The organism is Mucilaginibacter glaciei (assembly GCF_014773245.1).
GTDB lineage: Bacteria > Bacteroidota > Bacteroidia > Sphingobacteriales > Sphingobacteriaceae > Mucilaginibacter > Mucilaginibacter glaciei.
Genome location: NZ_JACWMX010000002.1, coordinates 610,102 through 623,803, shown reverse-complemented (window position 1 = coordinate 623,803; position 13,702 = coordinate 610,102). Strand labels below are relative to the sequence as shown.

8 protein-coding genes are annotated in these 13,702 nt (G+C 43.3%); 6 read left to right on the top strand and 2 right to left on the bottom strand.

Annotated features, from left to right (window positions below; translation table 11 throughout):
* Positions 1-347 precede the first annotated feature (347 nt).
* Entirely contained in the window at positions 348-1,739 is a 1,392-nt protein-coding gene (locus tag IDJ76_RS07435) for a DASH family cryptochrome (protein ID WP_191162293.1), read from the bottom strand.
* A 300-nt stretch (positions 1,740-2,039) separates the two neighbouring features.
* Here IDJ76_RS07435 and IDJ76_RS07430 point away from each other — a divergent pair, with 300 nt between their 5' ends.
* A complete protein-coding gene (locus IDJ76_RS07430) occupies positions 2,040-2,618 on the top strand; it encodes a YdeI/OmpD-associated family protein (protein ID WP_191162291.1) in 579 nt (192 codons plus the stop codon).
* Between the two features lie 55 nt (positions 2,619-2,673).
* Here IDJ76_RS07430 and IDJ76_RS07425 read toward each other — a convergent pair whose 3' ends face one another.
* On the bottom strand, positions 2,674-4,788 hold the full coding sequence (locus IDJ76_RS07425) for a prolyl oligopeptidase family serine peptidase (protein ID WP_191162289.1): 2,115 nt from the start codon (positions 4,786-4,788) through the stop codon (positions 2,674-2,676).
* Between the two features lie 306 nt (positions 4,789-5,094).
* Here IDJ76_RS07425 and IDJ76_RS07420 point away from each other — a divergent pair, with 306 nt between their 5' ends.
* From IDJ76_RS07420 to IDJ76_RS07400, 5 genes are all read left to right on the top strand, one after another.
* Positions 5,095-8,289 (top strand): TonB-dependent receptor, encoded by a 3,195-nt coding sequence (locus IDJ76_RS07420; RefSeq protein ID WP_191162287.1) that lies wholly within the window; start codon positions 5,095-5,097, stop codon positions 8,287-8,289.
* Positions 8,290-8,307: 18 nt separating this feature from the next.
* Positions 8,308-9,447: an alpha/beta hydrolase-fold protein gene (locus tag IDJ76_RS07415; protein ID WP_191162285.1), complete on the top strand. Its 1,140-nt coding sequence runs from the start codon at positions 8,308-8,310 to the stop codon at positions 9,445-9,447.
* An 8-nt stretch (positions 9,448-9,455) separates the two neighbouring features.
* Entirely contained in the window at positions 9,456-10,349 is an 894-nt protein-coding gene (locus IDJ76_RS07410; RefSeq protein WP_191162283.1) for a glycerophosphodiester phosphodiesterase family protein, read from the top strand.
* Positions 10,350-10,417: 68 nt separating this feature from the next.
* Positions 10,418-12,874, top strand: coding sequence for a bifunctional YncE family protein/alkaline phosphatase family protein (locus IDJ76_RS07405; RefSeq protein ID WP_191162281.1), 2,457 nt, complete (start codon positions 10,418-10,420; stop codon positions 12,872-12,874).
* Positions 12,875-12,917: 43 nt separating this feature from the next.
* On the top strand, positions 12,918-13,691 hold the full coding sequence (locus IDJ76_RS07400; RefSeq protein WP_191162279.1) for an SDR family NAD(P)-dependent oxidoreductase: 774 nt from the start codon (positions 12,918-12,920) through the stop codon (positions 13,689-13,691).
* The last annotated feature ends 11 nt before the right edge of the window (positions 13,692-13,702 follow it).

Genomic DNA, 13,702 nt, shown 5'->3' with positions numbered 1-13,702 from the left:
TGTGTTTGCTGCGCACACAAAGAGGAAAAACGAATAAAGTGATAGAAATAGAATCAGAACCTTCCTATGAAGCGATTTTACAATACCTTTCTTTATATTGAACAATACTTAGTTGATAAGGTTATCACATGTAGAGATATGGGTAGTTCCAAGCCTTCCTGAGAAATCATCTGTAAACCCACGTGAGCCTCCATTCCAACAAAGCGCTTTAATAATGAGTAGTTTTAGTGTTACCGTACGTTTTGGCTAAATAACGCCGTACTTACTATTTCAAGGGTTAAGGTCCCGTTGTCGACGTATTTACACCCATTGTGTTTGTTCTTGTTAAAATTATTTATATCTCCAGATTATGGCTTGATTTTTTTGATCAGATTAATAGCCCGGCTCCACTTGCTATGCACCTCTATTGGTTTGGGATAATCGGATAATTCGTATTCCCACGGAATCAAAACCTCGACATTATTATTAGACGAAAGCTCGGGAACCCATTGGCGTATAAAATCTTGTGCTTTGTATTTGTTGGATTGATGAACTGGATTTGTGTACCATATTTCGAAGGCCTGCATATGCCAGTTCATCCAATTTGAACTTACATCATAGTCTATCAATTTTGATTCGAAATAGGAGGCACCCCAGGTCCAGTCCAATTTAAGATCATGAACGAAATAGCTTGCACAGTTTACCCTTCCTCTGTTGCTCATAAATCCGGTTTGGTTTAATTGGCGCATATGTGCATCTATAAAAGGAACGCCGGTAGTTCCTAAGCACCATCGCTCAAACTTTACAGGATCATTCTCCCAAACAATTTTTTTGCTTTTATAACCCGCCGTATTAAAAATCTGGTTTCCAAAACGCATTCCTTTAAAAGTAAAATAGTCCCTCCATACCAATTCAAAAATTAGCCACCAGGTACTTTGATTCTTTTTAACGTTCTTTTCGTAAGCTTTGACCGTTTTATAAATCTCCCTTGGAGAAATACAACCCAATGCCAGGTATGGAGAGAATTTTGAACTGTAGTCCAGTCCGTCAGAGCGGTTTCTGCTCCACCTGTATCCTGTTAAAAGTTCGGATTTGAAGGTATAATATTCAAGCCTCTCTAAAGCCGCAGTTTCGCCGCCCAGTAAAAACGGAGTTGCGCGCTTATATTCTTCTTCATCAAATCCATATTCGGTGTAGGAGGGAAAGACATTGCTTTTAATTTTTTTTACCTGATTGATGCTTGCAGGTACTGCAAAAGTTTCACGTGGATCTGCTTCCTGTGCCGCAGGTATGCGGTAGGCTTTGCTTGTAAGTGGAATTTTGTCAATTTTAAATGGGATGTCGTCTTTGTGATAAAGTGTCTTGCCCCAAAAAAGGTGGAAACTGGTTTCAGGCAATGCAGCCATTACTTTCTCAGCCAGATCCAATTCGTAGCTGGCATACTGCTCTTCCGCATAAATGTCCGTGATGCCATATTTACTAACAAGTTCAGGTAATGTAACGAGCGCGGACTCTTCACTGATAACCAGATGACCACTTAACAATTCTAAACTACGTTGCAAGTCGATTACAGATTGCTCCAAAAACTTGAATCTGTTTATGTCCATCTTTCGAAAGCCAAGGTCCAGCATGTCAAAGTCTGTCCTTTCTAGGCAATAGCAACACACCAGTTCACTGCATTCCTCAAGCGCCCTCGTCAAGGTCTCGTTATCATGGAGCCTCAGATCATTTTTGAACCAGACTAAGCCGCGTTTAATCATAATAGTTTATAGCTTAATTATAAAATCATGTTCACTAACCAAAGGTATTAACCATGACAGCTTATAAGATAAACCGGCCGTTATTAAACATGTGTTAACTTTATACTTAACAAATGGTTTGTGAATAAGTTGGATGTCGTATTCTTGCTGTTTTGTGTTAAACACTATTCGCAAAGAGTTCGATATCTATCCCCTAGCCGATACGAAACGATCTACGAATGTTGAGCGGTTTTTTTATAATTACTTTTTAAAGAATTACGGCCATATGCGGTGCGCAAACCAATTAAGCTAAATATCAAAATGAATTCTAACGTTGGTTTTTATTTTAATAAAGCCAAAAAGTGGCAGCAAGAGATTGAGAAGTTAAGAGTGATTATGCTTGATTGTGACCTTACCGAAGAATTGAAATGGGGTGTACCTTGTTACACTTACCAGAAAAGCAACGTTGTTTTAATCCACGTGTTTAAAGAATACTGTGCCTTGCTATTTTTTAAAGGAGCCTTACTAAATGATGCCAATCGGCTATTGGTTCAGCAGACTGAAAATGTGCAAGCGGCAAGGCAACTGCGATTTACCAGTGTTGATGAGATAATAGAATTGGAGCCTACCATTAAAGCTTACGTATTTGAGGCTGTTGAAATAGAGAAAGCCGGGTTAAAGGTTGAGTTCAAAACGGCTGCCGAGTTTAAAGTTGCCGGAGAGTTTCAAAGTAAATTAGATGAAATGCCTGCTCTGAAAGCAGCTTTTGAGGCGCTTACACCTGGGCGGCAAAAGGGGTACCATCTTTATTTCATAGCCGCCAAGCAGGCCAAAACCCGCCAGGCGAGGGTCGAAAAGTTTATCCCTAAAATTCTTGAAGGAAAAGGGTTAGATGATTAGTTATAAAAACAAGTAAACAAACAGCTTGCAGGCCGTTTGTTTACTGTGCGTTTATTTAAAATTTAATGCCCATGTTCCAGAACATGAAAGCCCATTTATCGGCTTGCTCATTAATTACCTGAGCGGTAGATTTACCCGCACCGTGACCTGCTTTGGTCTCGATGCGGATCAATATTGGTGCTGCACCTTTTTGCATTTCCTGTAGGCGGGATCCAAATTTGAAGGAGTGTGCAGGCACTACGCGGTCGTCATGATCGGCAGTGGTAACCATTGTTGCCGGATAGTCTGCCGGTTTGATAGCATGGTATGGCGAATACTTGTACAGGTATTCAAACATTTCCTTTGAATCTTCGGCTGTACCATAATCATAAGCCCAGCCTGCGCCCGCTGTGAATTTATTGTAGCGTAGCATATCCATAACGCCAACTGCGGGGAAGGCTACTTTACAAAGATCGGGGCGTTGGGTAATTGTTGCGCCTATTAATAAGCCGCCGTTAGACCCACCTGACACCGCCAGGTAGTCTTTTGACGTGTATTTATTATCGATCAAATATTGGGCGGCAGCTATGAAATCGTCAAAAACATTTTGCTTTTTCATTTTGGTTCCTGCCAGGTGCCATTTTTCGCCGTATTCGCCACCTCCTCGTAAGTTTGGAACTGCGTAAATGCCGCCATGCTCCAGCAGGATAATGTTTGATGTGCTAAAACCCGGTGTCAGGTTTACGTTGAAACCACCATAAGCATATAAAAGCGTCGGGTTTTTACCGTTGAGTACCGTGCCTTTTTTGTAAGTGATGATCATCGGTACTTTCGTGCCATCTTTCGACGTATAGAACACCTGTTTCGATTCGTAAAGCTCGGGATTGAATTTTACCCCCGATTTTTTATAAACGGTTGATTTGCCTGTTGCAATATCATATTTAAAAATTGTGTTGGGGTATATGTATGAGGTAAAGCTGTAGTAGGTTTCTTTTTCATGTTGTTTAGCACCAAAACCACTTGCCGATCCAACCGATGGCAAAGCGATGTCGTGCTCAAATTTGCCATTCATATCATATTGTTTTACAAGCGATGTGGCGTCCTTTAGATATTCGGCAAATAATTTACCGCCCCCGGTTGAAATACTCAACACGTTTTTAGTCTCCGGTACAAGGTCTTTCCAGTTGGCCTGTTTGGGATTAGCGGCATCTACTGTAACTAAACGATAGTTTGGTGCGTTAAGGTTGGTAAAAATGTAAAGTTTACTACCAACATTATTAATAATGTTATGGTCGTTATTAAAGTTATCTACAATGTTAACTATAGGGCTGTTAGGCACGGTCATATCTTTAATGTATAATTCGTTACCGGTAGTTGATGTTGATGCGCTGATGATCAGATAGTGCTCATCCTCCGTTAGGCCCGCGCCAATATACCTGCGGGGCGTTGCTTCGCCACCAAATATCATTTTATCTTCGGTTTGCGGGGTGCTTAATTTGTGGTAATATAGCTTGTGATACTGTGTTAAACCGGCTAACTGGCTGCCTTCTTTCGGCTTATCGTAACTGCTATAATAAAAGCCATCATTTTTGTACCAGGCAACCCCACTAAATTTTACGTTCATTAAGGTGTCGCCAACAATGCTTTTATCGGCTGTTTTTAAAACGATAACCTTACGCCAGTCAGAACCGCCTTCAGAGATCTGGTAGGCTGCCAGGCTACCGTCTTTAGAAAAGGCGATCCCGGCTAAAGAGGTAGTGCCATCTTTGGAGAATTTTGTGGGGTCGAGAAAAACCTCGGGCATGCCTTCGCCAATTTGGCGGTATAAAACTGATTGGCTTTGCAAACCATCATTCTTGTAAAAATAAGTGTACTTACCCTCTTTAAAAGGTGCGCTGTATTTTTCGTAATTCCATAGTACTTCCAACCGTTTGCGGATATCCTCGCGGAAGGGGATCTGCCCTAAATAGTTTTGGGTAACATTGTTTTCGGCCGTCACCCAAGCTTTAGTATCATCAGACCGGTCATCTTCCAGCCATCTGTACGGATCGGGTACTGCGGTTCCAAAATAAGTATCTGTTACATCGCCTTTTTTAGTTTGCGGGTATGGTAGCGTCTTTATATTCATTTGTGCTTGTGTATGGCTGCTTATCGCCATAGCGATAGCTATTGGAAGTATGAGTTTTTTCATGAAAAGTACGATAAGAGTTTATGCTAAGATAAGCGGAAAAATATTGAAATGAAATTTAGGACAGATCGTTTCGAAACTCTTTTTCTAAACATGGCCTTAACAGCTTAATAACAAGGGTTTATGAGCAATAATCAATGTTTATTTAAACAAATAATTGTGTGATTGTTAAGTAATCACCAAAAAAATAGGGTGTTTGCCGATCAAATTATAACAATTCTATCCGAACGTTATTAATATGGTAATATGGCCTGATATTTTGGTTAACAGTTGAGGAGTACTTTCGTGCTAACGTTAAACCACACCCATATGTTAAAAAAATTACAAAATTTTGTCGCAATTGCGCTCCTCCTGACGCTTTGCTTTACCCGAACGGCAACCTTTGCACAAACCTCCCAGGCCGGCATTACTGGTACCGTAACCGACGAAAAAAAGGAAACAATCCCCGGTGCCACCGTACAAGTGCGTAACGAATCGACAGGCTTTACCACTAATACCGTAACCAACCCTAAAGGTGAATATGTATTTAAACAGTTACCTTTAGGTGGCCCTTACACCGTTACCATATCATTTGTAGGCTTCGGTACGCAAAAGCGTAGTGGTTATACATTAAACTTAAGTGATATATTAAAATTGGATGTTACAATGCAGTCTGCGACCAACGATTTGAAGGTTGTAGAGATTAACGCATCCAGCATGCAAAATAATATTCCCAATCTTGGCGCATCTACCTCAGTTAGCTCCCGCAACATTAGCAAACTGCCGGTTAACGGACGTAATTTTACGTCGCTTATCGATCTTTCTCCATTAAGCAGAGGAAGCAGTATTTCAGGCCAGTTAGGTACGTCTACCAACTATACCATTGATGGTATGACTGCTAAGAACGCAACATTTGGTGGTACAGCCGGTACAGGCGCTCCATACTCGATATCGATAGAGGCCGTGCGCGAGTTTAAGGTAGTAACCAACCAGTATGATGTTACTTACGGCCGCAGCGGTGGTGGTACTATCAATACTGCTACCAAATCGGGTACCAATACATTATCGGGTAGTGCATTTACGTTCGTAAGAGCAGATGAGTTGTCATCACCCTACGATACCCGCGGTAATAAACGTAACGTACCGTTCTCTACTTATCAATACGGTTTCTCCTTAGGCGGCCCGATAATTAAAGATAAACTGCATTTCTTTGTAGCTTATGACAATCAGCGCGATGCAAGGCCATTGCAAATTGCAGATATACAGGGCCCCGCAGATGAGACCCGTTACAACATCACCCAGGCTAACCTCAATGCCTTTCTGGATATTGGCCGTGCCAAATACGGCTTAGCCAGCACCCCGCAAACAGGTTCGTTCGACAAAAAGGAAAAAACAACAGCTTTATACGCCCGTTTAGATTTCCAGCTGAATAAAAACAACCTGTTAACGGTTAGTAATAACTACATCTACGATCTGAACAATCAAAACATTGGCGACAATACGGCTATTACCCTATATGAAACTTACGGTACAAGCCGTAATAAAAGTAACAGTACATTGGCTACATTGCGGTCGACCCTTTCGCCACGTTTAACCAACGAGTTGAAGGTGCAGCAATTGTCAGCATCGGTAGAGAGTATCCAGGGCAGCCAGCTACCTGCCGGTAACGCCACTATCCCGCGCGCTATAGTCGATAGGATCCAGTCGACTGTTGATGGTAAAAGCGTTTTTACCTCTATCCAGTTAGGCGGCCAGCGTTACGCCCCAGAATATTTCTTCAGTGATGTATCGCAGGTTACCAATAATCTGTACTACAATACCGATAAGATCAACTTCACCTTCGGTACCGACCTTATGTATACACACATGAACTCGCGTTACGGTAGTGAAGTTAACGGTCGTTTCTTTTACACCGGTATAGATGCCTTTAACAACCTGGCGCCTTACCGTTACGCCCGCGAAATTCCGTTGGTTGCAGATCCAAGCGTTAAACAAAACTTTATCAACACCGGCCTTTACGCGCAAATGCAAACCAAGCTGGCGCCTGGTTTAGATATGATGGCCGGCGTACGTGCTGATTATACTAATTATCTTGATAAGCCCACTTTTAACCAGACGGTATATAATGACCTGGGCTTACGTACAGATCATTCCTTAAATACCTTCCAGATCCAGCCACGCGTGCAGTTTACTTGGGATATCGGCGAACGCCAGAAAGATATTATCCGTTTAGGTGGTGGTATTTTTGGTTCGGACATTCTGAACTATACCATGATCAACAACATGATCTTTGATGGTACCAAGCTGGCTGCGGTAGATATTACCCGTTCGGCAACCGGCCCTAATTTGGTGCCAACTCCAAATTTCCCGGGTTACCGTGCCAACCCGTCAACTTCGCCGGGTGCCGAATTATTTAATGTTCCGGGTGTATCAAGGTTATCAACCATCAACTTGAACCGCGAAAATGTGCGCATCCCGGTAGTCTATAAAGCTAACTTCTCTTACAATCGTTTTATTACCGAGCGTTTAAGGTTAGGCGTAAGTGCCTACATGAGTTTAGCGCGCAACAACTACATGTACACCGATGCTAATATGGTCGATCAGCCTTATTTCCGTTTGGCGAACGAAGATAACCGCGGTGTGTATGTACCGGCAAGCAGTATCCCTACAGCTAATGGCGCGGCAGACTGGACAAAGGGCCGCAAAACGCTAAACGTTGGCCGTGTGCTTGCTTTGAACAGCGACGGCAAGGTTAACCAATACGCGTTTGTATTTGACGGAACATACAGATATTTTAAAGATGGCGAAATCTCTTTTAGTTATACTTATAACGATACCAAAGATAATACCTCTTACAACGGCAACGTAGCCAACACAGCTACGCTTTCATTACCTGTAAGAGATAATCCGCGCGATTTGAGCCAGGTAACTGCTTCAGATAATCAGTTCAGGAATAAAGTAGTAGTTTATGGTACACTGCCAACTTTCTACGGCTTTAGCTTAGGCTTCAGATACTCCGGTATCGGCGGCTCGCGCTATTCGCTAATTGTTGCAGGTAACGTTAACGGCGACTTTGTAGCATCAAATGACCTGGCTTATATATTTAATCCGGCAGACCCTACAGTGCCAGCTGCTATCCGTACAGGTATCCAGGCAATTTTAGATAACCCTAACGCCAGCCAAAGCCTTAAAGACTATGTGCGCAAAAGCATTGGCAAAGTTGCCGAGCGTAACGGCGGTGTTAACGGCTTTTACGGCCAGGTTGATATCCGTTTAGCTAAGCGAATCAGAACTTTCACCAAGAAACAATATATAGAATTCTCGGGCGATCTGTTCAACGTGGTTAACTTACTAAACAAAAACAAAGGCCTTACCAAAAACTTGGGTGCACAAAGCATTTACTCTATAGCCAGTTTTAACGCAGCCACATCTACTTACAATTATAACGTTAATCCTAATACGGGTGTAGTGGTACCGGGCGGTAACCCTTACCAGTTTCAATTAGGTTTACGTTACGGATTTTAATTTATTACTAAAAGAGATATGATCAGATCAATCATAACGATCATGCTGTGCCTTGCCCTTGACGGGGTTAAGGCACAGTCTGTTCAGGCCCCTGCGCCAAAAAATATCCATTCTCCGCAGGTAGCAACGGATGGTACGGTAACTTTCAGGTTCCTGGCACCAACCGCCCAAAAGGTAATGCTGATAATGGACGATGGCAAGCCCCGCCCAATGGTAAAAGACACAGGCGGGGTTTGGAATTTCAGTGCGAATTTTGCCCCTGATATTTACCGCTACACATTTTCAGTAGACGGCAACGTACTGCCCGATCCAAACAACCCCGATATTAAACCACTGTTTAAACGCGCGCTCGGCCAAAGCCTGGTGCAGGTACATGGCCCCGCTAATTTAAGCTGGGAGTTGAAAGATGTGCCGCATGGCGTATTAAGTCAGCATTTTTTTAAGTCGAAAATTGTGGGTGATGACCGGGATATGAGGGTATATACGCCACCGGGTTATGACCCTAAACGGAAAGAGCCTTATCCGGTATTTTACCTTTTCCATGGGTTGACGGATGAGACCAGCGCCTGGACTACTGCCGGCCGTGAGAATATCATTATGGATAACCTGATAGCCGAAGGCAAAGCCAAACCAATGATCATTATCAACACTTTAGGATACGGTGCGCCCGAAATGTTTGAACCCGGTACAGGCCAACGCACCCCCGCAGCTTATAAAAAGAATGAGGAGCTGTTTATGGCCGAAGTGTTTGAGGAGGCTATCCCGATGGTAGAAAAATTGTATAACGTGGGCAAAACAAAAGAATATCGCGCGGTTTGTGGTTTATCAATGGGTGGCGGCCAGTCGTTAGATGCGGGCTTAAATCATCCGGATGTGTTTGACTATGTAGGCTCGTTTAGCCCGGCGGTAATTTTGCTCGATCCGGATTATACCAAAGCCTTCCCCAAACTGGATGAAAGTTTAAACACGAAGCTGAAATTGGTTTGGATAGCTATAGGTAAAGATGATTACCTTACACCATCGGTACGTAAATATATCGACTGGCTGCACACCAAAAACATTAAATTTGAATATAAGGAAACTGAAGGCGTACATAGTTACCAGGTGTGGCGCAGGTATTTAACCGAATTTGCCCCTTTACTTTTTAAAAACAAATAACAATTAAAATGAGAAAGATCTTTTTGATAGCCTTGTGCTGTTTGGCCCTTACGGCATCGGCACAACAGAAAATTGATGTACAGGGCCATAGGGGTGGCCGGGCCTTAATGCCCGAGAATTCTATCCCGGCTATGATCCACGCGATTGACCTGGGCGTGAAGACACTGGAATTGGATTGTGTGATCTCTAAAGATGGCAAGGTAGTGGTATCGCACGATACCTACATGTCGGCAGATTTTATGCGTAAACCCGATGGTAGCGATATCACCAAGGCCGAAGAAAAGGCATTACTGCTTTACATTATGCCTTATGATAGCATTCGCAGATATGATGGCGGTACCAAACCGCACCCGCAATTCCCTGAGCAGAAGAAACTGAAAACTTATAAGCCGCTGCTATCTGAAATGATTGACAGCGTAGAGCGCTACATCAAACTAAAGCGTTTGAAACCGGTGTTCTACAACCTGGAGATCAAGAGTGCCCCGACAAGGGATGGTGTGGAACACCCCGACCCGCAGCAGTTTGTAAAACTGGTGATGGATGTGCTGAACGAGAAGAAAATAACCAAACGTGTTACCATTCAATCCTTTGATATACGGCCGTTACAGGTTTTACATAAAGATTACCCAAAACAGGTATTGTCTTACCTGATCGCTAATAAGGAGAGCTTTGAAAGCAATATGACGAAACTGGGGTTTACACCCCAGGTGATCAGCCCGTATTACACATTGATCGATCAGAACTTTGTAGACCAGGCGCACAATGCAAAGGTGCAGGTACTGCCCTGGACGGTTAACGACGAAGCATCAATGAAGAAGATGGAAGAGTTAAAAGTTGATGGGATGATCTCCGATTATCCGGATAAATTGGTGACTTTATTTGGCAACTATCAGAAGAAGTAAATCTTTGTTTATAATGTTATTGGCTAACTTTACGTCAATAAATTTACCCGTTATATCAACATCCTGATATGAATAATTTAAAAGAACTTTTTTTAGCGGCAACAGTGTTATGCCTAATATTTTCTCAAAAATATAGTTTTGCACAAGCACCCGGAAAAACCAAAACACCAGGGCAAATATTGTTGCCCAACGGCTGGACGTTAAGCCCAGCGGGTAATTCCATCCCACTTGGCGATCTGCCGCTAAATATGCAGTTGAGTGCTTCGGGTAAACTGTTGGCGGTAACCAATAACGGCCAAAGCACGCAGTCTGTACAATTAATAGACCCTAAGAACGAGCGGTTGTTAGATGAAAAAGAGTTGAAAAAATCGTGGTACGGTTTAGTATTTAGCCCTAACGAAAAAGACCTTTATGTATCGGGCGGTAACGATAATATTATCCTTGACTTTCATGTTCGCGACGGTAAACTCGGCACACCCGACACTATTAGGTTAGGTAAAGGATGGCCTGCCAATAAAATTTGCCCAACAGGTATGGCTATTAGTAAAGATAACGCTGTTTTGTATGCCGTTACCAAAGAGGATAGCAGCCTGTATGTAATAGATCCTGCGCAGCGCAGCATAAGCAAAAGAATACAGTTGCCGGGCATTGCCTACAGTTGCATCCTAACGCCCGATCAAAGCAAGCTATACATATCCATGTTTGGCGGCGATAGGGTGGTGGTGTATAACACGGTTTCGCAAAACATCACCGGGGAGATTTTAACGGGTAGCCACCCTAACGAACTATTGTTAAATAAAAAGGGTAGCATCCTTTTTGTAGCTAACGCCAACGACAATACGGTATCTGTTATCAATACATTAAGTGGAAAGGTGATCGAAACCATCGGCACAACGCTTTACCCAACAAAACTAACCGGATCAACCACCAATGGGCTGGCACTTAGCGCCAACGAAAAAACGCTTTATATAGCTAATGCCGACAATAATTGCCTGGCCGTATTTGATGTTTCAAAGCCGGGCAGCAGTTTAAGTCAGGGGTTTATCCCGGTAGGTTGGTACCCAACCAATGTAAAGGTTTTGGGGAGTAAGATTTTAGTGACCAACGGCAAAGGCAATACATCAATGGCCAACCCTAAAGGGCCGCAGCCAATCTCTAAGTTAGATAACAGCGGTGTACATACGGGCAGTTCTGCTAACGACAGGCTGCAATACATCGCGGGTTTGTTCAAGGGCTCTTTATCTTTTATAAACACGCCAACCCCAGAGCAATTAAAAGTTTATACTAAACAGGTTTACGCCAATACGCCGTTTACCAGTAAAAGGACAACAACAGCCGATGGCGAGGCCGGCAACCCTATCCCGCGTAAACAGGGCGAAAAATCGCCGATTAAGTATGTCTTTTACATCATCAAAGAGAACCGTACATATGACCAGGTGTTGGGCGATATGCCGCAGGGAAATGGCGATACATCATTAACCCTTTTTGGGCAAAAGGTAACGCCTAATCACCATGCTTTGGCAACAGATTTTGTATTACTTGATAACTTTTATGTAGATGCCGAAGTGAGTGCCGACGGGCATAACTGGAGTATGGCCGCCTACGCTACAGATGTGGTTGAAAAAACCTGGCCCACCAGCTATGGTAACCGCGGTGGTACAACCAATTATGAGGGCGGCAGGCCGGTAACCTATCCGCGCGACGGTTTTATATGGGATTATTGCAAACGGGCCGGGGTTACGTATCGGAGTTACGGGGAGTTTGGAGAGTACAGTAAGGCTAACATTAAATCGCTGCAGGGTCATATGGGGCCACATTCGCCGGGCTTTAACATGGATATTACTGATCAGGTAAGAGCTGATGCCTGGCAGGCCGATTTTGATTCGCTTTTAACAAAAAATGCAGTGCCACAATTTAATACGCTTCGGATCTCAAACGATCATACCAGCGGTCAGCGAAAGGGTAAGGTTGCACCAATGGCCGCTGTTGCAGATAACGACCTGGCAGTAGGCCGCATTATTGAACACCTGTCGCACAGCCCGATATGGAAGGAATCCGTCGTGTTCATTTTAGAAGATGACGCGCAAAACGGTCCCGACCATGTTGATGCGCACCGCTCCCCGGCGTTTGTGGTGGGCCCTTATGTGAAACGTAATGCGGTTATCCATAATATGTATTCCACATCTGGCTTTTTACGCACAATGGAGTTGATATTGGGGTTGCCGCCTATGAGCCAGTATGATGCTGCCGCAATGCCACTTTACGAATGCTTTACCAGCAAGCCTGATGTTACACCTTATAAATTAATACCTGCTAACATTGATATTAAACAGGTTAACGTAGCCGTAAACGAAAGCAGTAAACGGTCAGAAACATTTAATTTTGCTAAAGAGGATGCCGCTCCTGATCTGGAATTGAACCAGATCGTTTGGAAATCTGTAAAAGGCGAACACTCCGTGATGCCTGCACCCAAGCGCAGCGCATTTGTGATACTCGAGAAAAAGAAGAAAGACGACGATGATTAATTTTGGATAGTTTTAGCTATTATTGAAAAAATCTAAAAATAATATGTTTAGTTTAAAAGATAGGGTAACCATTGTAACCGGTGGCGGCAGCGGCATAGGCAGGGCTGTAGCTATATTGTTTGCCAAACAGGGGGCCCTAGTTTGCATCCTGGATATGGATGAGAAAGGCGGTAATGCTGTTGTTGCCGAAATTGAAGAAATGGGTAACCAGGCCGCTTTTTTTAAATGCAATGTAGCCAACCAGGCAATTGTTAAAATGGCCGTACGCGATGTACAGGATAGGTTTGGTAAAATTGATATCCTGATTAATAATGCCGGTATTGCCCATATTGGTAAAGCAGATAACACCAGCGAAGAAGACTTTGACAGGGTGATGGCTGTGAACGTAAAAGGTGTTTATAATTGCCTGCATGCCGTATTGCCAATCATGAAAGAGGCAGGCGGCGTCATTTGCAACCTGGCTTCAATTGCCTCTTCTGTTGGATTGTCAGACCGGTTTGCTTATTCAACTTCTAAGGGCGCCATTGTAGGTATGACCCTATCTGTAGCAAAAGATTATTTGACCGATGGCATAAGGTGTAACTGTATATCGCCGGCAAGGGTGCATACGCCTTTTGTAGATGGTTTCCTGGCAAAGAATTACCCGGGTAAAGAGCAGGAGATGTTCGAAAAGCTATCTAAAACACAACCTATTGGTCGTATGGGTAACCCTGAAGAAATTGCGGCTTTAATGCTGTATTTATGCTCGGATGAGGCGTCGTTTATCACTGGGAACGATTACCCGATAGATGGCGGCTTTATAACGCTGAATACCTAAAAAGCAAAAGC

Coding starts and splice junctions, on each gene's coding strand:
- IDJ76_RS07430 (WP_191162291.1), top strand. CDS start 2,040: ATGAATTCTAACGTTGGTTTTTATTTTAATAAAGCCAAAAAGTGGCAG.
- IDJ76_RS07435 (WP_191162293.1), bottom strand. CDS start 1,739: ATGATTAAACGCGGCTTAGTCTGGTTCAAAAATGATCTGAGGCTCCAT.
- IDJ76_RS07415 (WP_191162285.1), top strand. CDS start 8,308: ATGATCAGATCAATCATAACGATCATGCTGTGCCTTGCCCTTGACGGG.
- IDJ76_RS07400 (WP_191162279.1), top strand. CDS start 12,918: ATGTTTAGTTTAAAAGATAGGGTAACCATTGTAACCGGTGGCGGCAGC.
- IDJ76_RS07425 (WP_191162289.1), bottom strand. CDS start 4,788: ATGAAAAAACTCATACTTCCAATAGCTATCGCTATGGCGATAAGCAGC.
- IDJ76_RS07420 (WP_191162287.1), top strand. CDS start 5,095: ATGTTAAAAAAATTACAAAATTTTGTCGCAATTGCGCTCCTCCTGACG.
- IDJ76_RS07410 (WP_191162283.1), top strand. CDS start 9,456: ATGAGAAAGATCTTTTTGATAGCCTTGTGCTGTTTGGCCCTTACGGCA.
- IDJ76_RS07405 (WP_191162281.1), top strand. CDS start 10,418: ATGAATAATTTAAAAGAACTTTTTTTAGCGGCAACAGTGTTATGCCTA.